This window comes from Aedoeadaptatus ivorii (genome assembly GCF_900638585.1).
GTDB classification, from domain to species: domain Bacteria; phylum Bacillota; class Clostridia; order Tissierellales; family Peptoniphilaceae; genus Aedoeadaptatus; species Aedoeadaptatus ivorii.
Genome location: NZ_LR134523.1, coordinates 939,462 through 962,283 on the forward strand (window position 1 = coordinate 939,462; position 22,822 = coordinate 962,283).

Genomic DNA, 22,822 nt, shown 5'->3' on the forward strand with positions numbered 1-22,822 from the left:
CAATTCTACTTCTCAATCAGATCTCGTACGATTTTCGACGCCATAATTAGGCCCGCGGCAGGCGGTACAAATGCGATGCTCGCCGGCGTGCGTTGTTCCTTTGGAATTTCGCGGGGCGGCTCTTTGGAATAGACGACGGTATAGTCATCGATACCCCTTTTCCTCGCTTCCCTTCGCATGACCCTCGCTAAGGGACACACCGAGGTCTCGGACAGTTTTGCGATCTCGAAACACTCGGGACGCAATTTATTTCCCGCCCCCATAGACGCGATAAAAGGCACCTTCGCCTTTTGCACCGCCTCGGCCAAAAGGAGCTTTGCGCTTACATCGTCGGTGGCATCGGCGACATAGTCGTAGGCGGAGAAATCAAAATCGCCGATATTTTCCGCGTTTAAGCGAATGGAGAATGTCTCCATCTCCAAATCGGGGCGAATGGAGAGGGCGCGCTCGCGAAACACTTCCACTTTTATGCGACCCACGGATTCCGTGGTGGCGATGACCTGCCGGTTCAAATTGGTCACGTCTACCGCGGCGAAATCGACGATGTCGATGCGGCCAATCCCGGTGCGCACCAATGCCTCGGCGAGGCTTCCGCCGACGCCGCCTGTACCGAAGACAATCACCTTTTTTTGCTGTAAATTCTGTAACGCCGCATCTCCGATCAGCATGCGGGTACGTTGCGTCCAGTCCATAACGCCTCCTCCCTGTCCTAACGTCTAATTATACCAAAAAAGACCCCGCGAAAACAAATTCGCAGGGCCTTTTGCCGCTTGTTAAAGTTTTTATAGACCGGCGTTAATGGGAAGGGCGGGAACGCCATTGACGGTGGCATTGATATAATAGATCTCTCCATCTCTTCTCATCACATCGGCTTTCATTGTGAGAATAGTGCCGATCGTGTATTTCTGAGTGCTTTGGAATCTTCCGCGGAAGGTATTGTCGACATCATTGCTGTCCAGCATCGTAAACTCATAGGCAGTATATCCCGGCATTGCATTTTTCCCCCAACCGGAAGTGTCGATCATCAATCTGTCGATCTTGATCTGAACTTCCTTTCCGGGTTCTTGTACATAGCCGCGTAATACTATTTTAACGACTCTGTCATTGACCATATATACATCGAGGAAAGCATTGTTCTTGTTCTTTAAAATATTGTGCAATTCCCAGGCAGTATATGTGCCGGAAGCACCTCCAAGGCTCTCATCGACATATTCGATTTTGTCCGCGAGGACATATCTCTTTTCTCCGTTTTCGTTGCTGAGTTTAATCGCAAAATCCCAAGTGGAGTTGGTGAATCCGGTGTCATATCCTTTAAAGGTTCCCTGTACCATTCCCTTTGAAGTATATTTCTCCACGCCGACGATATTTTGATACAGTAAATTGAAGCGCAGCTTCACATTTCTGTCGTTGTCCTTGATCAATGTATTGATCTTTTCAATAATCTCAGGCTCCAATACATAGTACGTGAATGCATTATCCTCAGAGAGTTTTACCTTTACCGCTTGGCGCTTGCCTTGCATTGTACCATAATCGATATCGACGACGGTTCCTTCTACGGAATGGGTCTTCGGATATACGGCGATCTCTTTTAATCGTCCGTTTTCGGTGGTAAACGCCACCATATCGTCTTTACGGATGTCGGAGGCTTTGATTGCAGCGCCGTGACGGGTGATCTTCGCATTGTCCGCAAAGGAAAATACCTCGGTTTTTTCCATATCGAATTCATGGGAGGGATCGATATTTTCTTTTAAGGTATACGAGATCTTAAAGCCGTCTTTTTCTACGCTTTGCACAATACCGATGGTCTTTACGTCTGCTTTCACCACTTCTACGGTCTTCGCCGTCAGTGCGGTAATGGCGCCCTCTTCCATATAGGCACTCACCTTGACGGTACTGCCTTCGACGATGGCATCGGCGTCAGCTGCCTTTCCATTCACGGTTACTTGGGTCTTGTCGTTCAACACAAAGCCCACGGTTTTCTTGTCTTTGGTCGCGATGGCGAAGGTGTTGGTGTTGTTCAGCCGCTCGTGATAGATGACCTTGCCTTCGTATTCACGGGTATTTTCTTGTGCTGCCTTATATTGATAGCTCAGGTCGGTGATTTTCGCCATTTGCTCACGCTTTAAGGTATCTTGGGGTCTGAATTGTCCCTCGTCGCCCAGAGCGTCGAAGATCTTGGCGTCGACCATGGCGGCATACAGTCCCTTTACGTCGACGTCGCCGATCAGTTCCTTAGCGGTCTTTCCGATGGCATCGAGGTCCGATACCTTGATCGAAGACAAGTCGTTCGAGGGCTTCATGCCGAGTGCCTTGGCATAGAGAACCAAAGCGACTTCGCGGTTCGGGTATTGGTCGGCCGTGGGTTGGCTGGTAACCCATCCGCGGGCGTAGGCCGCCTTCAAATTCGTCTCGGTCAATAGGCCGGTGTTGAGCGCATAGGAAACTGCGCTTTTTGCCCATTGGGGCACTTTATACGCGTCTGCGATATAGCCTTGCTTGGCCAGGGCTTCGGAGATTTCCGCGCCGGTGGGTTTTTGAACGCCCTTGAGCAGCTCGAGAATTTCCAAATAGCTAACGGCACGGTCGGGCTTGAAAGAGCCGTCGACATAGCCGTCTACGATCTTCAAATCGGAGAGCCTGGAAATATGTGTATACGCCCAGTGGGTGTTGGGTACGTCGCTATAGCTCGCGGCCAAAGCGGCGACGGGCGATGTCGCCAAGATGCCGGCGAGTGCGAGGGTGGCAATGGATTTCACGTGTAATTTTTTCATCCGGATCCTCCTATAAATCATACAGTTCACAATTTCATTATAACATGGACCCATCGACTTCGTTGTTACGTTTCCGTTTCATGGGGAAACGAGGATCTCTTTTTTTGCTATAATATGGCTATACACCATTATAATTTACATCCGAGGAGGTATTATGCGCTACTTTCCCCTCTACATGGATACGCGGGGTAAAAAAGTCTTGGTCTGCGGCGGTGGCCGCTCGGCGCAGTTAAAAATAGAAGGACTCCTGTCGAGCGAGTTTCATTTTTACTGCATCGCAGAGACGTTTTCTCCGGAGATTACCGCATTGCAGAAAAAATATCCCGAACGCATCTCTTTGAAAGCACGGCATCTCGACGAAGACTTTGTATTCTTCGCCTACGATTATGTGATCGTCGCCACCGACGACTACGCCGTAAATGCCGCCCTGATTCGGCGAGCAAAGCGCCTGTCCGTGCCGGTTCTTTCGACCGAAAATCGCGAGGACAGCGACTTTCGCCTCGCCTATCGGATCGAACACGGTCCGCTTTCGGTCAGCGTCTCTTGCCAAAATCCTACGATTTCCAGAAAGATCGGCGAGGCGCTCCGGCCGCATATAGAGCAGTTCGATGCGGAAAAGTTATCTCTTTTAAACCGCATCCGCGCCTGTATGCGCAGAAAGAGGCAAAAAAATATCTCCGAGGTGATGGAGGATTTATGGACAAACGAAAGTATTCAAGCACGAAAATTTTTGGAGGAAATCGATGAAACTACGCCTGGGCACAAGGGGCAGCCGATTGGCGCGCATACAAGCACAGAGCATTCAGAAGATCTTTGAGGCGACGGGATACGAGACCGAAATCAAGGTCATTACCACAAAGGGCGACAGAGTTCGCAATCTGCCCATCGATCAGGTAGGAAAAAACGGCGTCTTTGTCGGCGAGTTAGAACGCGCCCTCGTGGCAAAAGAGGTGGATGTGGCCATCCATTCGCTCAAGGATATGTCTTCAAAAATCCCCGAGGGATTTACATTGGCCCCCCCTCCTAAGGCGCCGCGGGTAGAAGATGTATATGTTTCGAAGCGCGCGAATATCTTGAGGGACGACTTAAACGGGCATATGGTCGCAACCGGATCCAATCGCCGTAAGGCACAGCTGCTGCACTTTTTCCCCCGGGCAAAAACCGTGCCCGTCCGCGGCAATATTCAAACCCGCATCCAAAAAATGGAGGAATCCGAAGCGGACGGAACGATCCTCGCCTATGCGGGGCTCGAGCGCGCGGCATTGACCGACAAGATCTCGCTCGTCCTGGACCCGAGGGAATTTATCCCCTCCCCCTGCCAGGGCATATTGGGCATCGAAGTTTCCGAGGCGCGTCACGATCTGATCGAGGTGCTGGAAGCGGCGGCGGATCCGGTGACGCGCTTTCGCATGATTATCGAGCGCAAGTTTCAGATCACCCTCTCCGCCTCCTGCCAATCGCCCATCGGCATCTACACGGAATTTACAAAAGACGGCGTTAGGCTCCACGGCTGTTACGCCAAAAATGTCGACTCTCCCCTCCGCTTCGCCCGAGTGGATACCACCATAGAGACCGCACTTAAAGACGTTGTAATACTCGCAAAGCAGGTGAAATATGAATAGAACGCGCCCCGTAGTGATCGCCGGCGCCGGAATCGGCGGCGCAAAGTACTTGACGCAGGCAGTCGATGCGGCCCTTCGCGCAGCCGATGTGATCGTATACGATCGTCTGCTGGATGCCGCCATCTTAGATCGCTACCCCGCCGCCGAGAAAATATACGCAGGAAAATCTCCCGATCGCCACACCCTACGCCAGGAAGAGATCAATGCGCTCCTCGTCAATTGTTATCGATCCCGTAAAAACACGGTGCGGCTCAAAGGGGGCGATCCTTTCGTCTTTGGAAGGGGCGGTGAAGAGGCACTTCACCTGGCATCGGAAGGCATTCCCTTTCGCGTCCTATCGGGACTTACGGCCGGCGTCGTCGTACCGGCACAATTCGGCATCCCCGTCACACACAGAAATATCGCTACCAGCGTTTCGTTTATCACCGGCCACCGCGCCGACGAAAACGACGATTTTTCGATCTATGCAGAAATTCCCGGCACGCTTATTTTTTACATGGGCCTTTCGAATGTCCAAAAGATCGCATCAGATCTCTGTGCCGCCGGAAAAGACCCCGACACCCCCCTCGCCGTCCTATCCAAGGGGATGACGGCAGAGGCGGCGCGCTTTACGAGTACGCTGGGCGCCGTCGTCAAAGACGGCATCCCGGATTCGCTCGCCACGCCGGCCCTTATCGCCGTCGGCGATACAATCGCACTTGCCGATGCGATCGACCCCACGCGCATCCTCCTCTTGGGCAGAAAAAACATCGTGCTTACGGGCGATCGGGTGCGGGCGGAAATGGCGGATATTCTCACCGCATTCGGCGCAAATGTCGTAGAGCGCCCCACCATCGCCATCGAGCCGATCCACCAAGAGCACTTGGCTGCGGACATATCCGCATTCGATGCCGAGGTATTGGTCTTTACCTCCGCCAATGCGGTTTCCATTTTCTTCGATGCATTCCGTAAAGCGCGGGACATTCGCGACCTCTATGGCGTCGCGGTCTATGCCGTCGGCGAAAAGACCGCAGAAGCCGTATCGCGTTTCGGCATTCGACCCGAAGCCTACCCAGCCGTTTATAACGGCGACGCCTTTGGCGCGTTCTTGCGCGCGCGATTGAAGAAAGGCACGCGCATCTATTTCCCGCACTCCCTCCATAGCCGCCCGGACCTTCGGGCGACTTTAGAGGAGATCGGCAGGTGTAAGAGCCGCGCCGTCTACCGGCCCGCGCTTCCCGAACGTGCGCTCCCGCTTCCGGATTCTATCGATGCCATCGCCTTTTCGTCGGGCTCCACGGTGGCGCATTTTGTCGCGTTGTATTCCCGCAAACCGCTTTTGGATACGAAGATATTCAGCATTGGCCCGATGACCACTGAGCGACTTCTCGCCGAAGGCGTGGATTCCGCGCGCATTATCGAGGCAAACTGCGCCACCGCCCATTCGCTCGCGGAATCGATTCTCGACGCCTTTGAATCAGAACATCAAGGCGATTGGAAGCCGAAGGAGGATCCCCATGATTAAAAACGACTTTTTATTGCGGCAAATTCAAGAGACGATTCTATTTCTCGTACGCCTCCTCTTTCCCCGCGGCATCACAGAGCGCGAACGCAAAGAGATTCGCAATACCGAATTGTATTTGGCGCTCACGGATTTGATCCGCGCACAAAAATTCGGCGAGGCGGAAGACCTCCTCTTCGAGAAGGCGGCGGAAGGGGGCGCCGATGCGGCAACGGGCGTGTTCTTCTATGAGGATTTGCTCGCTTTGGGCGAAACCAAACTCCGTGCCGGCGACTTCTCGGTAAAGGAAGTCGAATCGGGCTTAAACGATTATATGAAACTCTTTCATTTGCGCATATAAAAAGCGGATTCGAGGAAAAATCCTCGAATCCGCTTTTTGCTTGTGATCTATCTTTCTTCTCTTAATTTTCTCAGAATCATCTTTTGTTCCACGCCGGATACCAATCGTCTGGTGTAGTCGACCGTGTCGGGGTTTACGGACATAGAGGTAATGCCGCATTCCACCAAGAATTCTGCAAATTCCGGGTATTGGCTCGGACCTTGGCCGCAGATGGAGCAAGTGATGCCCTTTTTGTTCGCCGCATCGACGAGGATCTTGATGGCGTTTTTCACCGCCGTATTTCTCTCGTCGAAGTATCCCATGCGGTTTAAGATGCCGCTGTCGCGGTCGGCGCCCATGGTGAGTTGGGTCAAGTCGTTGGAACCGATCGAGAATCCGTCGACGAGTTCGGCAAATTCTTCGGCTTGGAAGACCACGGAGGGCACTTCTGCCATAATCCAGATCTTGAAGTTCTTGGATTGTTTTAGTCCTTCTTCCGCCATGATTTCCTTTACGGTTACCAATTCTTCCGGCGTACGCACGAAGGGCAACATGGCAACGACATTGTCGAGGCCGAAGTCTTCGCGTACCTTGCGCATGGCTTGACATTCCAGACGGAATCCCTTTTCGTATTCGGGAGAAATATAGCGGCTTACGCCTCTCCAGCCGATCATCGGGTTTTCTTCGTGGGGTTCCACTTCGTCTCCGCCCTTTAGGCCGCGGAACTCATTGGTTCTAAAGTCACTCATACGCACGACGACGGGACGCGGGTAGATGGCGCCGGCGACTTCGGCGATGCCTTCGGCGAGTTTTTCGATCAACAGATCGCCTTGGCCGGTCTTTGCAAGATACATGGGGTGCGCGCCGATTTTATTGGTAAAGATAAATTCCGTGCGCATCAATCCGATGCCGTCGAAGGGAAGATCCTTATATTTTTCGATCAGAGCGGGCTCGCCCAGATTCATATAGATCTTGGTGGCCGTGGTAGGGGCGACCATCTTTTTGAGTTCGTCTAGGGAGATGCCCAAGCCCGCACCGGTGCCTTCGGTTTTTTCCTTTTTCTTTTCCTTATCTTTGAGGACATTGCCTTCGTAGACCACGCCGCGGGTGGCATCGACGGTAATGAATTGGCCTTCCTTCAAGGTCGAAGTGGCGGTGTTGCTTCCTACGACGCAGGGAATGCCGAGCTCGCGGCTTACGATGGCCGCATGACAGGTTCTGCCGCCTTCGTCGGTGACGACCGCTGCGGCTTTTCGCATGGCGGGCACCATATCCGGGTTGGTCATGGCGGTGACGAGGATGTCGCCGTCTTCGACGAGATTGATTTCGCTAACGTCTTTAATCATCTTCACCTTGCCGCGGCCGATGCCGGGAGATGCGGCGAGACCACGTACCAACGGCGTCAGTTTTTCGGGTTGCTCGTTCATTTCAGACTCCTCTTCTTCGGATACCTCTTTTAAGGTCGTGATGGGGCGAGATTGCAGGATATACAAACCCTTGGTGTCTCTATCCATGCCCCATTCGATGTCTTGCACGCTGCCGTAAAGGCTTTCGATCTTGAGGCCTGCCTCGATTAGCGTATTGAGCTCTTCGGGGGTCAAACATTCTTCCTTCACGGCGCCCGCACCCAATACGTCTTCTACGCTTGCTTCGTGGGTGCCGATGCCGGAATCGTTTTGAACGACCATCTTTTTCTTATCGGCGACGACTTTTTCGAGTACGGATTTGTCGGACTTGCGAATCGTGTATTCGTCAGGGGTGACGATACCGCTAACCACCGCTTCGCCGAGGCCATAGCTGGCATTGATCATCATTTCATCGGTGGAACTGGTAATGGGGTTGGCGGTAAACATTACGCCGGATTTTTCCGAGTTGACCATCTTTTGTACGACGACCGCCAAAGAGACGTCGAAGTGGTTGTATTGTTGCTTTTCCCGATAATAGATCGCCCGCGGGGTCCACAGGGACGCCCAGCACTTGCGAACGTGCTGAATCAATTCCTCTTCGCCGGCAATGTGCAAATAGGTATCTTGTTGCCCGGCAAAGGATGCATCGGGCAGGTCTTCCGCTGTGGCCGAAGAGCGTACGGCGACTTGCGGATCTTTCACCTCGATGGAGCGACTGAATTCCTTATAGGCCAATACGATTTCTTCTTCGAGCTTCGGGTCGATCTCGCCCTGCTCGATATTTCTGCGAATGTCGTTCGACGCAGCGGTGAGCATATCCACATCGTCTACGTCCAAATCTTGCATCAAAAACCGAACCTTCTCGTCGAGTCCGGCGTAGTCGATAAAGGCGTCATAGCCCTTCGAAGTGACGCAGAATCCCGGAGGCACGTCGAGACCGAAATTGGTCATTTCTCCGAGGTTGGCGCCCTTCCCGCCGACGATGCCGACATCGTCTTTGCGGATCTCATGAAAAAAACGAATGTACTTAAAACCTGTCATATTCTTCCTCCTCGGGAATATTATAACACACTTAATATATATGTTGTACTATTTATTCCACGATTCCTTTAATTCTCCGATCGTCTTCGAACTGATCCGATCTTCCGGGAGTCCCAACGCGCGAACCGCCTCGTAAATCGCTTCCGCATTCGGCCCCTCGATCTCCATATAAGGTACCGGAAAGGTGTCCGCATCCCAGCGGTCCAGGTCGAAGCGCAAACCGTCTTTCTCGTAGCTGATCCGATGTTTTTTTCCGTAAATCTGGCGATTGAATCCCAAAAGCGCAAGTATTTTTCGCATCGACTCCATTTCGTCGATCAAAGCGGTGTGTTCGTCGTAGAGTTTTACCGCCCCTTCGCCGATTTTTTCTTTGAAGGTCATCTCGATCCGCTCGTCGCTTTCTTTGACCACGCGGCGAATCCGAAGATAACCCTTTTCTTCGTCGACGGGATGCGCATCGGAATTGATCCGCACGGTCTGATGCACCTCTTCGGAAACTTTTTTCGCACCGAATGCGATCAAATCCGCCTCCACCGCTTCTCGATCGATGTCGAGCACCTTGATTTCCATTTCTCGTTCCATATCACACCTCAATCTGTACCGGTCGAAAGTCGATATAATCGGAAGAAACGCAGATATACTCTACGCCTTCTATATCGCCTTCGACGATAAATTTATGTCCGTAACTGTGCAGATGGCCGTACACGCAGATGTCGATCCCCGCTTCTTTGAGGATATCGGCAAAGTCGTTGGGACTCCCCTTCGCAGAAAACGGCGGATAGTGGAGCATGGCGATGCGCTTTGTAAGCCCCGCTTCCTTGCCCTTCGCCTCCATATCTTCAATGCTGAGGCGCAGGCGGTTCAGTTCCCGGAGATAGATTTTCTCGTCCTTCTCGTCGAAACCGCCGGAGTCGATATCCGACCAGCCACGGCTGCCGCAAATGCCGATTCCCGCGGCGACATAGCCCGTATTTTGCAAAAACTCCATGTCGGACAGGCCCAAATCGTACATTTTCTTTAAAGAGGACCACCAGTAATCGTGGTTTCCCTTGATGCAGATTTTGGTGCCGGGGAGCGTTTCCAGCCTTCGAAGGTCTTTTTCCCCTTCTTCCAACTTGAGCGCCCACGAGATGTCTCCCACCAAAAGGACGATGTCCTCCGGTCGCACCCGTTCTTTCCAAGCGTCAAAAATCCGCTCCTCGTGATCCTCCCAGTCCTTGCCGAAAACATCCATCGGCTTTTCTTTTTTATAGTCCAAATGGAGATCCCCCAGGGCCCAGATCAATCCTTTCCCCTTTCTGTTTCCGCTTCTGTCGTCGTCAGACAAATGCACTGTCTTTCGAGCGACTCCAATACCGAATATATCTTTGTCTTTCGCCTGCCGTCCGCGTAGACGAATACATCGTCTAAAACCATGGGAATGGATGCGTCCATTCGCTCCAATGCGGCAAAGCGGAGCGCCATGACCAAAATATGCGCCGTCGACCGACTTAACTGCGCCTCATAAAAACTCGCACCCCACGCGTCTATCACCGAAAATTCGCCGTCTCCCATCAGGATTTTTCCGTAACGGCCATCGGATAGCGTATAGAGATATTCGCCCGCTTTTTCGAGCATATCGGCGAGAAATGCCTCGCGATCCCCGGCCTCCGCTTCTTCGAGCAGAGTTCTGGTCATCTCGATCGCTTCGAGTTCCCGCTCCAAATGGGCCTTCTGCGCCAGTTCTTCGGCATAATCTTCTTCTTTTTTACGGCGCTCGGCGGCAATCGCATTCTCTCGTTTCAATTGTCCTTCTAGCTGGCCGATGGTGCGCTGTGTATTTTCTACCGCTTGTGCCACTTCGGCGCTACGATCCGGCAATCCCTTCAGATGTGCCGCATACGTCGTCATCGCGTCCAGAAGCAATTCCATTTCAAACTCCCGCTCCAAATGGGGATCAAACCATTGGAAGATGGCGTCTTTTTCCATCAAAAGGCGATCTCTCTTCATATAGCATTCGTGATAGAGGCGAATGCGCTTTTTGGTGCGTTGCCGCATGCCGAATATGCCCAACGTGATAAGAGACACTGCGCCCGTTAGGAGAACGCCCAGACTCCAAATCGAAATCTCGTTGACAAACAAAAGAAGCGTCACCGCGGTCGCCGCAAGAGAGGCGATCACAAAGTATCGCAGCAAGCGCGAATCCGAAAAGGCGGTCCGCTTCTGCATCGACTCAAAGCGGTCGATCTCCTTTTCATTGGCCGCCAACTGGCGATCCAAGACTGCTACCTCGCCCATAGCGCGCTCGAGCTGCGGCAAAAAGTATTTCTTGTCGTTCAACTGCCGCTCTTCGCGCTTTAAGGAACTCAGCCGATCGGCGAGTGCCTCTTTTCGGGCTATGTCTTCTCGTAGGCGGTTCTCTTCGGCCTTCTTGCGCGCGATATCCGCCTCGAGACTTCGTATGTTTTCTCGATTTTCTCCCACCGGAGATTTCTTCGCACGCTCCGTTCCCAGCGCGCGCTCTTCTTTGTCCAGATACGCATAGGCTTTTGCCATATCCACGGCATAGGAACCGGTGGTTAAATAATTTTTTGCTTCCTCGATGCGACTAAAGATGTCGGCCGCGCTGTAGAGTCGTAGATCCTCCAAACAAAAAAAGCGCATAAAGTCGTCCTGGGAAAGTCCCCAGAACAGAGCGCCCGGTTGTGGAATTTTAGAGTATCGATACAATTCCTCGTTATCGCCGAGGACCCGATTGTCGTCCAGAGAAATGATATTTAGCCGTTCGTTCTCCTTCAGAAAATTGCGCTCGATACAATAGCGTTTGCCCGCCACCGACAGTTCCATGGCGGCGGCATAGCGGTTGCGATCCTTGGGAAAATACAGATCGTACGCTTCGCTATAGCGCCGCATATGCAAACTGTCTTTGGAGAAACCGTAGAGAAGGGCGCGAATACACATTACCATGGTGGACTTGCCGGACTCGTTATCCCCGGCGAGGAGCTGAAACCCTTCGTCGAAATATACGGTTTCTTCGTGAAACATGCCGAAGTCGCGCATTTCCAATTTATGAATCATACTCGTCCCCCAACACCGCGCGGATCCCCAAATCGTATACCCGCTCTCGCAGGTCGTCGTCCATGGGATGCGCCTTCACCTTCTCTAAAAACGTACCAAATTGATCGTTCGCATGTCGCTTCTCCAATGCCTTTACGATCTTCGGCAGATCCCGTGCCCAGCGAATTTCATAGGGAATCTCCATCTCCTCGAGCGTCGCGCGAATCGACGCGTCAAAGACACCGCTATAGGCGCCGGTTATCGCAATCGTATAGATCCGGGTTCCGTCGTCAGAAAATTCGCGCACCCGCCGTAAAATCGCCTCGTCGTCCGCGTCGCCCCTTCGGTGAAAATTTTCGCCGATCACAGAACGTCGCGCCAAGGAAATATATTCCGTCTCGAGATGATCGGTGAGCGCGCCGGAGACGATGCCCAAACGGCCGCGGTCGGTGTGATCCAAGGGTTCGGGCGTGCCGCACATCTGCAATTTGTTTTCATAGAGAATCGGCTTGTGCACATGCCCCAGGGCGATATAGTCGAAATACGGCAATATATTTGCATCCACGGGAAAGTAGCCGTCTCCGCCGGTCCAGTTTCCGTGGTGCAAAAGCACATGGCGAAACCCTTCCCGCAGCCCCGTCGGATCGATTTCGAGAATCTTGTGGTGGCTATCCCTCGACCAGCTTACGCCGTGAAAATCGATGCGATGCCTTTCGTCGGTAAACACATCGGAGCCCTCTTGGTTAAAGAGATAGACATTTTCGGGCACCCGCTCCGTCAGATACGGATAGAGGGTAAAATCGTGATTGCCGAGGAGCAATAGGATCGTCGCCGAACAATTCGCCATCTCGGCAAGGGCAAAATCTACTTCTTCTCGACTGATCTTCTTTTGTTCGAAAATATCGCCCACCAAAAACACATACTCCGCCTCGTATCGGTCGGCGCGGCGCAGAATATTGCGAAACGTCTCAAAGCGATCCCGCTTTCCCACTGCCCGCAAGGCAGAGTCCGTAAAGGGAAAGGAGCGCCCCAAGTGCAGATCTGCCGTATGCAAAAACCGCATTATTTGATCAGTTTTTGAACGGCTTTAAACTCATCCGTGCCCGATACGGAATTCAAGTCGAAGAGTATGGTCTCTGTGGGACGCACGGCGGCACCCATTTGGCGCATTTCTTCTGCGGCATACAGTGCCGATTCGGGATCGCGCGATCCGATCGCATCCGATGCGACATACACGTCGATGCCGCGCGCAATCAGATCCCGTACCGTCATCAATACGCAGATATGCGCTTCCATGCCGGAGACGATGACTTGTTTCGGCTTCTTTTCGTCGAAAAAGGCGGCGATTTCGTCGTCTAAGAGGCAAGAGAACGATTTTTTGTCGAAATCCTCCGCATCCTTGACCTTATTTCGAATTTCTTCGTTAAAATCGCCCAGGCCCTTTTTGTACTGCGTCGTAAATACAGAAGGAATCTGCATAATTTCTGCGGTATCCGCCAATATGCCGGCATTCTTTTTTAAGCGTTCTTCTCGATCGATCACCTTCGAAAGGCTGTCCTGGATGTCGATAAACAAAAATACCGCATCTTCTCTTCGCAAATTAAAATCCATATCATACCTCCATTTTTCTGACTTCGATTCGATTCATATCCGATTTAATGTCGACAAATTCCGAGTCGTCCGTACTTTTTGCCGCTGCAAGCGACAGTTTTAAGATCATGCGCGCATCGTAATTGCGCAGGATGCCGGTCGCCATGGCGAACAGCGCATTGTGTTCGTCGAACTCGATCTCTTCCGTTTCATGCTTGCCGTGAAAAAATTCGCCGCGGAAGAACAAAATCGCCCCTTTGTCGCTCCCGGTAACGAGAATCAGCGGAATGCGTTCTTGAAACAGCGATTTTAAGGCCTTGGATACATCGCCTATAAATTGCATGTTCTTGCCCGTGAGTTTGGAAAGGGCAAAACGGTCGATGACGATTCCGAAGGGCCGTGCCTCCACGAGATCGTCGATGTCGTCCGTATGGTCGCAGAGGACGACGACGGGCTTCGATTTTTTACGGGCGTAGCGGATCAGGGGCAACTTCATCGCTTCCCCCTCATCCCGCCTGCGGTCCCGCGTAATCGCCACGACGTCGCTTTCCGCCACTTCCTTGGCATAGCGCTCGTAGAAGTCCAAGACGCTTTCTCGGGTAATGCGTGGCTCTTTGGTAAAGATCTGCGTCGACTTATATTTTTCTTCCAGAATAAAGCACTCCTGGGTCTCGTCGCGTAAAGGCTCTCTGATCACATCGCCGCCGCGAGAGACGAATAAAGTCTCAAAGCGATCGCCGGCATTCCCGCCCAAGAAGGTAATCAGACGCACGGATTCGTTCATGTCCGCCGCCAGTTCACACATATCCGCGCCGTACCCCGCGGGTCTCGTCTGCTGAGAATCCGCATAGCTCACGCGGGACTTGGGGAAATCCTGCCCGGTAATCTTGCGCTCCAGATAGGGGCAGGGATCTACAACCAGAATCATTGCTTGCCGTCAAATCGATCGGTGATTGCAGACCGTATCCAATCGATTTTCTCCCTCGCCACCTGCGCGTCTGCATCCGTCGTATAGATATAGAGCTTGATCTTCGGCTCTGTTCCGGAGGGACGCACATAAAAGCGGCTACCGTCGGCCATATGGTATTCCAACACGTCGCTCGCGCCGATCTTTTCGATTCCGTCGCGGTAGTCCACCACGCCTTCGACTGCGATATCGCCGATACATTCGATGGGGCGCGTGCGCAGATCTTTCATAATATTCGCAATCTGTTCCTGCCCCGCCTGTCCTTCTTTTACGACCGACATCAAGTGCTCCCCGTGGAAGTGGTGTTCGCGGTAAAGATCCTCGAGAACCTCGCCCAAGGTCTTTCCCCTTCTCGCATAATAGGCGGCCATCTCTACGATCATCATCGTGGTCACCACGGCATCCTTGTCCCGCACGTGATCGCCGTAGACATATCCAATGCTTTCTTCATAGCCGAATAGGAAGGTATATTCCCCGGTGTGATCCCATTCGTTGGCGAGGGCACAGATGTTTTTAAAGCCGGTCAGCGTATTGAACATGGGCACGCCGTATTTTTCACAGATTCTCGTACCCAATTCGCCGGTCACGATGCTCTTCACCACGGCGGCGTTCTTCGGCAAATCGCCCTTTTCGCTCCGTCTGGATAGGATATATTCCAAGAGCAACGCGCCGGTTTGGTTTCCGTTGAGGGGTACAAAACCGCCGTGTTCATTGCGCACCACTATCGCAACCCGGTCGCAGTCCGGATCGGTGGCGATCAAGATATTCGCATCGACCGCTTCGCCGAGTTTCATCGCATACTCAAAGGCGTGCACATCTTCGGGATTCGGGTAGCCCACCGTCGTAAAATTCGGGTCCGGATTGGTCTGTTCCTCCACCAAATGCACTTTATGAAATCCCCGTTCCTTTAACACCCGACGCACCGGAAGATTTCCGGTCCCGTTCAGAGGGGTATATACGATGTCGATTTCCTTATCGATATCGTCTTCAATCGCCTTGGAGAGCGTGAGGTCGTAATAGCGATCCTCCACATTTTTGGGGATCGTAAGGATCAGACCGTCCGCTTGGTATTCCTCGAAGGTTTTGTCCACGGTGACATCATAGTCGAGTTTTTCGATTTCACCGGAAATCTCGTCGGCGATGGCATCTCGAATCTGCGATCCTTCTTCCCAATATACCTTATAACCGTTGTATTCCTTGGGGTTATGGCTTGCGGTAATCACGATCCCCGCCTGGGTATGCAGCGCGCGAACGGCAAATGAGAGCATGGGCGTGGGGCGAATGCCGCTAAAGATATGCACACGGATACCGCGCGATGCGAGTACGTCTGCCGCTACGCGCATAAACATCTCGCTGCGATGGCGGATGTCCCAGGCGATCGCGACACCTCTATGCTTTGCTGCTTCCCCGCGGCTTTCGATCACTTTGGCGAGCCCCAACGTCGCCCGCGCAATCACCTGTTCGTTCATGCGGTTGGTGCCCGGGCCCAGCTTACCGCGCAGACCCGCCGTCCCGAATTGCAATTCCCGGTAAAAGCTATCCGCTTTTTCCGCTTCGTCCATTTCTATCAGCCGCTCCCGATCCTCGGGAGATACGGTGGGCAAAGATTTCCAAATCTCAAAACGATTATTGATTTCCATTAGTTCCCCTCTTTCGTCAAATCTGCAAAGTCCGCTTTTGCGACACGGGCCAAATCCTGCGGCGAGATTCGCATCTGAAGTCCCTTTTTGCCGGCGCTTACATAGATCTCTTCATACGCTTCGGCCGACTTGTGGATCCAGGTGGGAAACTCTTTTTTCATTCCCACCGGAGAACAGCCGCCGCGCACATAGCCCGTAAGGGCCGTCAGCTTCTTCACCGGCAGCATTTCCATCTTCTTTTCATCGGTGACGCGCGCCGCTTTTTTCAAATCCAATTCCTCCGAGACGGGAATCACGAAGACAAAGTAGTTCTTGTCCTTTCCCTCTGCCACCAGCGTCTTAAAGACCTTTTGTGGCGGCAAATCGTTTAAAGCCGCGATTTGAACGCCGTCGACTTCCGCATTCGAATCATATTCCAGTGTTTCATATGAAATTTCCTCGAGATCCAAAAGTCTGAGCGCATTGGTCTTTTTCATAATAACACCTCTCGTATAAGTATACCCGACTTCAAAACAGATCCATTCGAAACCTTATTATATCATGGAAATTCTTATCATTCCCGCCCCTACACCAAATTCAGAACGTACGCGCGATATTGCACCGAATGGCTTATCTGCAAGAACGCAATAAAAAAAGGACCGAAGTCCTATTTTATTCGTCTTTCAACATTTCTCTTCTGGCCTGCATAATTTCCATAAGCTCGTCCAGGTCTTCCAGCGTCGCCTTTGTTCGAATAAAAGATCTGGCCGCACGCCGCCCGGCCAAATAGCGGGTACGTTCCGGATTCTTCTTTTCCCAGCGCCTGGAAGCTGCAATTTGCGCATCCGATGTTTTGTTCTCGCCCATCTCGATCTACTCCTTTGTTTTCTCGACGTCTCACGCGTAAATAGTCTTCTTCTATTATACGACGCCTGCGAACTTTCACAAAGAGGATTTACACAGTTCGGAGTAGGATGTTATATGTTTTTTCGATCTTTACCATCTTCGAACGAGAAAGAAGCACACAAAAAAGCCCTGAAACATTGTAGTTTCAAGGCTTCTTTGGCGTACCTCAGAGGATTCGAACCCCTGACCTTTTGGTCCGTAGCCAAACGCTCTATCCAGCTGAGCTAGAGGTACATATGGAGCGGAAGACGAGATTCGAACTCGCGACCCTCGCCTTGGCAAGGCGATGCTCTACCACTGAGCCACTTCCGCATATTTGGTGGAGGAGAGTGGATTCGAACCACTGAAAGCTGAGCTAACGGATTTACAGTCCGTCCCCTTTGGCCAACTCGGGAACTCCTCCATATTTACTTATATAAGTAGATGGCGACCTGGATCGGGCTCGAACCGACGACCTCCAGCGTGACAGGCTGGCATTCTAACCAACTGAACTACCAGGCCATAATAACACTTGTAGTAATGTATGGTGGGCGCTATAGGGCTCGAACCTATGACCCCCTGCTTGTAAGGCAGATGCTCTCCCAACTGAGCTAAGCGCCCATACATGGTGACCCCGCCGGGATTCGAACCCGGGTAACCGCCGTGAAAGGGCGGTGTCTTAACCGCTTGACCACGGGGCCAGTATGGTAGCGGTGAACAGATTTGAACTGCTGACACTACGGGTATGAACCGTATGCTCTAGCCAACTGAGCTACACCGCCTTATTCAAGAAAAATAAAATGGTAGCGGGAGCAGGATTTGAACCTACGACCTTCGGGTTATGAGCCCGACGAGCTACCAGACTGCTCCATCCCGCGATAGTAATTTGCTGATGGACTATCCTTTTGGTGCCGAGGACCGGAATCGAACCGGTACGATCTCAACGACCGCAGGATTTTAAGTCCTGTGCGTCTGCCAATTCCGCCACCCCGGCTTATGGCTCTCAGGGTGGGACTCGAACCCACAACCTACCGGTTAACAGCCGGTTGCTCCACCATTGAGCTACCTAAGATTATAAGATTCATTGGCTATACCATTCTATTTAATTCAGAAGAAGATAAATCTTCTGTCCGGCAATTTCCTACTCTCCCGGGTCGTTACCAACCAAGTACCATCGGCGTTAGGAGGCTTAACTTCTGTGTTCGGTATGGAAACAGGTGTGTCCCTCTTGCTGTTGTCACCGGACAACCTACAATCACTACACAATCAACTATCTTGGTCAAGTCTTCGACCGATTAGTATCTCTTAGCTACATACATTGCTGTACTTACACCTGAGACCTATCAACCTCGTAGGCTACAAGGGGTCTTATCATTGAGGGAAATCTCATCTCGAGGTGGGCTTCGTGCTTAGATGCTTTCAGCGCTTATCCCGTCCAAACTTAGCTACTCAGCCGTGCCATTGGCATGACAACTGATGCACCAGCGGTTTGTCCATCCCGGTCCTCTCGTACTAAGGACAGATCCTCTCAAATTTCCTACGCCCACGACGGATAGGGACCGAACTGTCTCACGACGTTCTGAACCCAGCTCGCGTGCCTCTTTAATGGGCGAACAGCCCAACCCTTGGGACATGCTTCAGCCCCAGGATGAGACGAGCCGACATCGAGGTGCCAAACCTCCCCGTCGATGTGGACTCTTGGGGGAGATAAGCCTGTTATCCCCAGGGTAGCTTTTATCCGTTGAGCGATGGCCCTTCCACGCGGTACCACCGGATCACTAAGTCCTGCTTTCGCATCTGCTCGAGTTGTCGCTCTCGCAGTTAAGCTTCCTTTTGCCTTTGCACTCTACGCACGATTTCCGACCGTGCTGAGGAAACCTTTGAACGCCTCCGTTACTCTTTGGGAGGCGACCGCCCCAGTCAAACTGCCCGACTGGCAGTGTCCCTCTTCCGGATTCACGGAAGTAGGTTAGAATTCTAGAATGAATAGAGTGGTATCCCAAGGGCGACTCCCGAAACACTGGCGTGCTCCGCTCATAGTCTCCCACCTATCCTGTACAGTTCATTCCAAAATCCAATATCAGCCTGCAGTAAAGCTCCATGGGGTCTTTCCGTCCTGTCGTGGGTAAGCGGCATCTTTACCGCTACTACAATTTCACCGGATCCTTTGTTGAGACAGTGCCCAAATCGTTACACCTTTCGTGCGGGTCGGAACTTACCCGACAAGGAATTTCGCTACCTTAGGACCGTTATAGTTACGGCCGCCGTTTACCGGGGCTTCAGTTCTAAGCTTCGCTTGCGCTAACTTGTTCCCTTAACCTTCCGGCACCGGGCAGGTGTCAGCCCCTATACTTCGTCTTTCGACTTCGCAGAGACTTGTGTTTTTGGTAAACAGTCGCTTGGGCCTTTTCACTGCGGCCATGTTGCCATGGCTCCCCTTCTCCCGAAGTTACGGGGTCATTTTGCCGAGTTCCTTAACAAAGGTTCTTCCGCTCGTCTTAGGATTCTCTCCTCACCTACCTGTGTCGGTTTACGGTACGGGCGGCTTACGCGAATAGTGGCTTTTCTCGGCAGCTTGGAGTCGGCTCCTTCTCTACTTATTTTCGATCCGCATCACACTTCAGACTCCGGAAAGCGGATTTGCCTACTTTCCATCCTTTGTGCTTGCACGCCACACCAACTGGGCGCTGCGCGTATCCTTCTGCGTCCCCACTTCTTCATTGCGATCGCCGGTACAGGAATTTCCACCTGTTGTCCATCGACTACGCCTTTCGGCCTCGCCTTAGGTCCCGACTTACCCTGAGTGGACGAGCCTTCCTCAGGAAACCTTAGGTTTTCGACGGGGGAGATTCTCACTCCCCTCTCGCTACTCATGCCAGCATTCTCTCTTCTGTGCACTCCACAATGCCTTACAGCTTTTGCTTCACAGCGCACACAATGCTCCTCTACCAATCCTTTGATTCCACGGCTTCGGTATCGTGTTTAGCCCCGGTTATTTTCGGCGCAGGGTCACTTGACTAGTGAGCTATTACGCACTCTTTCAATGTATGGCTGCTTCTAAGCCAACATCCTAGTTGTCTCAGTAACTCCACATCCTTTTCCACTTAACACGAATTTTGGGACCTTAGACGGTGGTCTGGGTTGTTTCCCTTTCGACTATGAAGCTCATCCCACATAGTCTGACTCCGGAGGATATGTCTTCGGTATTCGGAGTTTGATAGGTCGCGGTAACTTGGTAAAGTCCCTTGACCATTCAGTGCTCTACCCCCGAGACACTCCCTTCCAGGCTAGCCCTAAAGCTATTTCGAGGAGAACCAGCTATCTCCGCGTTCGTTTGGCTTTTCACCCCTATCCACAGGTCATCCGATAGCTTTTAAACGCTACCCGGTTCGAGCCTCCATTGCCTTTTACGGCAACTTCACTCTGCCCATGGATAGATCACACGGTTTCGGGTCTATGCCCTACGACTCTTCGCCCTGTTCAGACTCGCTTTCGCTACGGCTACGGTGCAGCACACCTTAACCTTGCCGTAGAACATAACTCGCTGGCCCGTTCTACAAAAAGTACACGATCGTGGCCGAAGCCACTTTCGCTGCTTGTAAACATCCGGTTTCAGATTCTATTTCACTCCCCTCCCGGGGTTCTTTTCACCTTTCCCTCACGGTACTTATGCGCTATCGGTCACCAAGGAGTATTTAGCCTTAGGGGGTGGTCCCCCTGTATTCCCACCGGGTTTCACGTGCCCTGTGGTACTCGTTTAGAGTGGTTGTGACTTCTTCGTATACGGGACTGTTACCCCCTACGGTTCGCCTTCCCAGGCGATTCTACTCGTCGTCACTTCCGTATCTCAATTCGGGCTCTACCCCGTTCGCTCGCCGCTACTTAGGGTATCGAGGTTTCTTTCTTTTCCTCGGGGTACTTAGATGTTTCAGTTCCCCCGGTATTCCCTCCTAAGGCTATGAATTGACCTTAGAATCCTTTGAGGCTATCAAAGGGGGTTTCCCCATTCGGAAATCTGTGGATCAAAGTGTATTTGCCACTCCCCACAGCTTTTCGCAGCTTATCGCGTCCTTCATCGGCTCTTGGTGCCAAGGCATCCACCGGATGCTCTTTCTAACTTGACCTAAATTGATCTGTTTTGATCCAATCGTTGAAATTGTAATCTTAAAAAATTTGAAGATTTGATTCTTACGATGTTCTCGTTGATTGTGTATGTGATTGTCAAGGTTCAATGCACATCCGAAGATGTGTGGTGGACCTGGGTGGACTCGAACCACCGACCTCACGCTTATCAGGCGTGCGCTCTAACCAGCTGAGCTACAGGTCCATATATAATTAAAGGTATAAGAGAAGTAACCATCTTTATGGCGCCTCGCCCGCAGGCGAGGGCCGTTTTCCTTAGAAAGGAGGTGATCCAGCCGCACCTTCCGATACGGCTACCTTGTTACGACTTCACCCCAGTCATTAACCCTACCTTCGACAGCTGCCTCCTTGCGGTTGGCTCGCTGGCTTCGGGTATTGCCAACTCCCATGGTGTGACGGGCGGTGTGTACAAGACCCGGGAACGCATTCACCGCGGCATTCTGATCCGCGATTACTAGCAACTCCGACTTCATGCAGGCGAGTTGCAGCCTGCAATCCGAACTGGGATCGGCTTTTTGAGATTCGCTTAACATCGCTGTCTCGCTGCCCTCTGTACCGACCATTGTAGCACGTGTGTAGCCCGGGACATAAAGGGCATGATGATTTGACGTCATCCCCACCTTCCTCCGATTTATCATCGGCAGTCCTTCCAGAGTTCCCGCCATAATGCGCTGGCAACTGAAAGTAAGGGTTGCGCTCGTTGCGGGACTTAACCCAACATCTCACGACACGAGCTGACGACAACCATGCACCACCTGTATTGCCGTTTCCGAAGAAAACATTTTATCTCTAAAATTGGCGACAATATTTCAAGTCCCGGTAAGGTTCTTCGCGTTGCTTCGAATTAAACCACATGCTCCGCTGCTTGTGCGGGTCCCCGTCAATTCCTTTGAGTTTCATGCTTGCGCACGTACTCCCCAGGCGGAGTGCTTATTGTGTTAACGACGGCACCGAGGTTTGACCCCCGACACCTAGCACTCATCGTTTACAGCGTGGACTACCAGGGTATCTAATCCTGTTTGCTACCCACGCTTTCGTTCCTCAGCGTCAGTTGAAGTCCAGCAAGTCGCCTTCGCCACCGGTATTCCTCCTAATATCTACGCATTCCACCGCTACACTAGGAATTCCACTTGCCTCTCCTTCACTCAAGCTCGACAGTTTCCGATGCTTACGAAGGTTAAGCCTTCGCCTTTTACATCGGACTTGCCGAGCCGCCTGCGAACCCTTTACGCCCAGTAATTCCGGACAACGCTCGCCCCCTACGTATTACCGCGGCTGCTGGCACGTAGTTAGCCGGGGCTTCCTCCTATGGTACCGTCATTATCTTCCCATAGGACAGAGCTTTACGACTCGAAAGCCTTCATCGCTCACGCGGCGTCGCTGCATCAGGGTTGCCCCCATTGTGCAAGATTCCCCACTGCTGCCTCCCGTAGGAGTTTGGACCGTGTCTCAGTTCCAATGTGACCGTTCACCCTCTCAGGCCGGTTACTGATCGCAGCCTTGGTAGGCCGTTACCCCACCAACTAGCTAATCAGACGCGAGGCCATCTCTCACCGCTGTGACTTTAACCACTGTAACAGGCGTTACTGTGGTCTCATACGGTATTAATCCCGGTTTCCCGAGGCTATCCCGTTGTGAGAGGCAGGTTCCTCACGCGTTACTCACCCGTCCGCCGCTAATCCGCTCTTCTTCACCCCGAAGGGATCCGAAGAGGTTCATCGCTCGACTTGCATGTGTTAGGCGCGCCGCCAGCGTTCGTCCTGAGCCAGGATCAAACTCTCAATAAAAACTTTTGAGTTTGCCTAACTCGGATTCACTGACTGTGTTTCCGCTTTAAGCTTAGATGTGTTATGGTTTATTCTCTTATACCATTTAATTAACTTGGTTCAATGTGCCGCTTCGGTGAAGCAGCTTATTTAGTA

The 22,822-nt window shown here is 52.1% G+C and carries 16 protein-coding genes, 11 tRNA genes and 3 rRNA genes; 4 read left to right on the forward strand and 26 right to left on the reverse strand.

The genetic code is table 11. The features are described 5' to 3' along the window. Positions 1-5: 5 nt before the first annotated feature. Together EL294_RS04715 and EL294_RS04720 are read right to left on the reverse strand one after the other, a co-directional pair. Positions 6-692 carry a tRNA threonylcarbamoyladenosine dehydratase gene (locus EL294_RS04715; protein ID WP_126465549.1) on the reverse strand — a complete coding sequence of 229 codons (687 nt, stop codon included), beginning with the start codon at positions 690-692 and terminating at the stop codon, positions 6-8. 90 nt (positions 693-782) lie between these two features. Then, a complete protein-coding gene (locus EL294_RS04720) occupies positions 783-2,771 on the reverse strand; it encodes an S-layer homology domain-containing protein (RefSeq protein WP_164715230.1) in 1,989 nt (662 codons plus the stop codon). Positions 2,772-2,925: 154 nt separating this feature from the next. On the opposite strand from EL294_RS04720, the gene EL294_RS04725 reads away from it, so the two are divergent. Genes EL294_RS04725 through EL294_RS04740 form a run of 4 tightly spaced genes read left to right on the forward strand, consistent with a single transcriptional unit; the run spans position 2,926 to position 6,234 of the window. After that, entirely contained in the window at positions 2,926-3,588 is a 663-nt protein-coding gene (locus EL294_RS04725; protein ID WP_126465551.1) for a precorrin-2 dehydrogenase/sirohydrochlorin ferrochelatase family protein, read from the forward strand. Beyond that, positions 3,515-4,393, forward strand: coding sequence for a hydroxymethylbilane synthase (hemC, locus tag EL294_RS04730; protein WP_126465552.1), 879 nt, complete (start codon positions 3,515-3,517; stop codon positions 4,391-4,393). Before EL294_RS04725 ends, hemC begins: the two co-directional genes overlap by 74 nt. Continuing rightward, entirely contained in the window at positions 4,386-5,897 is a 1,512-nt protein-coding gene (gene cobA, locus EL294_RS04735) for a uroporphyrinogen-III C-methyltransferase (protein WP_126465553.1), read from the forward strand. The genes hemC and cobA overlap by 8 nt, the downstream gene beginning before the upstream one ends. After that, positions 5,890-6,234, forward strand: coding sequence for a DUF6483 family protein (locus EL294_RS04740; protein WP_126465554.1), 345 nt, complete (start codon positions 5,890-5,892; stop codon positions 6,232-6,234). Before cobA ends, EL294_RS04740 begins: the two co-directional genes overlap by 8 nt. Before the next feature lie 47 nt (positions 6,235-6,281). Here the strand turns inward: EL294_RS04740 and ppsA are convergent, their stop codons facing one another. The 24 genes from ppsA to EL294_RS04860 all read right to left on the reverse strand — a co-directional run bounded on the left by ppsA (position 6,282) and on the right by EL294_RS04860 (position 22,687). After that, on the reverse strand, positions 6,282-8,660 hold the full coding sequence (ppsA, locus tag EL294_RS04745) for a phosphoenolpyruvate synthase (protein ID WP_126465555.1): 2,379 nt from the start codon (positions 8,658-8,660) through the stop codon (positions 6,282-6,284). A 48-nt stretch (positions 8,661-8,708) separates the two neighbouring features. Beyond that, positions 8,709-9,242 (reverse strand): class IV adenylate cyclase, encoded by a 534-nt coding sequence (locus tag EL294_RS04750; RefSeq protein WP_126465556.1) that lies wholly within the window; start codon positions 9,240-9,242, stop codon positions 8,709-8,711. A 1-nt stretch (position 9,243) separates the two neighbouring features. Further along, the gene (locus tag EL294_RS04755; RefSeq protein WP_126465557.1) at positions 9,244-9,945 is read right to left on the reverse strand and encodes a metallophosphoesterase; all 702 of its coding nucleotides are present in this window, start codon (positions 9,943-9,945) and stop codon (positions 9,244-9,246) included. Beyond that, the gene (locus EL294_RS04760; RefSeq protein WP_126465558.1) at positions 9,942-11,717 is read right to left on the reverse strand and encodes an ATP-binding protein; all 1,776 of its coding nucleotides are present in this window, start codon (positions 11,715-11,717) and stop codon (positions 9,942-9,944) included. Before EL294_RS04760 ends, EL294_RS04755 begins: the two co-directional genes overlap by 4 nt. Beyond that, positions 11,707-12,750 carry a metallophosphoesterase family protein gene (locus tag EL294_RS04765; RefSeq protein WP_164715231.1) on the reverse strand — a complete coding sequence of 348 codons (1,044 nt, stop codon included), beginning with the start codon at positions 12,748-12,750 and terminating at the stop codon, positions 11,707-11,709. Before EL294_RS04765 ends, EL294_RS04760 begins: the two co-directional genes overlap by 11 nt. A gap of 8 nt (positions 12,751-12,758) precedes the next feature. Beyond that, positions 12,759-13,307 carry an isochorismatase family protein gene (locus EL294_RS04770; RefSeq protein WP_126465560.1) on the reverse strand — a complete coding sequence of 183 codons (549 nt, stop codon included), beginning with the start codon at positions 13,305-13,307 and terminating at the stop codon, positions 12,759-12,761. 1 nt (position 13,308) lies between these two features. After that, a complete protein-coding gene (locus EL294_RS04775) occupies positions 13,309-14,214 on the reverse strand; it encodes a PfkB family carbohydrate kinase (protein ID WP_126465561.1) in 906 nt (301 codons plus the stop codon). Further along, positions 14,211-15,893, reverse strand: a complete 1,683-nt coding sequence (locus tag EL294_RS04780; protein WP_126465562.1) for a phospho-sugar mutase — start codon at positions 15,891-15,893, stop codon at positions 14,211-14,213. Before EL294_RS04780 ends, EL294_RS04775 begins: the two co-directional genes overlap by 4 nt. After that, positions 15,893-16,369, reverse strand: coding sequence for a Cys-tRNA(Pro) deacylase (gene ybaK / locus EL294_RS04785; protein ID WP_126465563.1), 477 nt, complete (start codon positions 16,367-16,369; stop codon positions 15,893-15,895). Before ybaK ends, EL294_RS04780 begins: the two co-directional genes overlap by 1 nt. Before the next feature lie 175 nt (positions 16,370-16,544). Beyond that, positions 16,545-16,739, reverse strand: a complete 195-nt coding sequence (locus tag EL294_RS04790) for a hypothetical protein (RefSeq protein WP_126465564.1) — start codon at positions 16,737-16,739, stop codon at positions 16,545-16,547. A gap of 196 nt (positions 16,740-16,935) precedes the next feature. After that, positions 16,936-17,012 (reverse strand) — tRNA-Arg (locus tag EL294_RS04795). Between the two features lie 3 nt (positions 17,013-17,015). Next, positions 17,016-17,090 (reverse strand) — tRNA-Gly (locus EL294_RS04800). A gap of 5 nt (positions 17,091-17,095) precedes the next feature. Then, positions 17,096-17,181, reverse strand: a tRNA-Tyr gene (locus tag EL294_RS04805). A 21-nt stretch (positions 17,182-17,202) separates the two neighbouring features. Next, a tRNA-Asp gene (locus tag EL294_RS04810) sits at positions 17,203-17,279 on the reverse strand. 23 nt (positions 17,280-17,302) lie between these two features. Further along, a tRNA-Val gene (locus tag EL294_RS04815) sits at positions 17,303-17,378 on the reverse strand. A gap of 5 nt (positions 17,379-17,383) precedes the next feature. Beyond that, positions 17,384-17,458: transfer RNA gene (locus EL294_RS04820), tRNA-Glu, on the reverse strand. Positions 17,459-17,462: 4 nt separating this feature from the next. Further along, positions 17,463-17,539: transfer RNA gene (locus tag EL294_RS04825), tRNA-Met, on the reverse strand. Between the two features lie 19 nt (positions 17,540-17,558). Next, positions 17,559-17,635 (reverse strand) — tRNA-Met (locus tag EL294_RS04830). A gap of 28 nt (positions 17,636-17,663) precedes the next feature. Beyond that, positions 17,664-17,751 (reverse strand) — tRNA-Leu (locus EL294_RS04835). A 3-nt stretch (positions 17,752-17,754) separates the two neighbouring features. Continuing rightward, positions 17,755-17,829, reverse strand: a tRNA-Asn gene (locus EL294_RS04840). 56 nt (positions 17,830-17,885) lie between these two features. After that, positions 17,886-18,002, reverse strand: a 5S ribosomal RNA gene (rrf, locus tag EL294_RS04845). Between the two features lie 30 nt (positions 18,003-18,032). Continuing rightward, positions 18,033-20,881, reverse strand: a 23S ribosomal RNA gene (locus tag EL294_RS04850). 126 nt (positions 20,882-21,007) lie between these two features. Then, positions 21,008-21,084, reverse strand: a tRNA-Ile gene (locus EL294_RS04855). A 75-nt stretch (positions 21,085-21,159) separates the two neighbouring features. After that, positions 21,160-22,687: ribosomal RNA gene (locus EL294_RS04860) — 16S ribosomal RNA — on the reverse strand. The 16S, 23S and 5S rRNA genes sit together here with 11 tRNA genes alongside, the layout of an rRNA operon. Between the last annotated feature and the right edge of the window lie 135 nt (positions 22,688-22,822).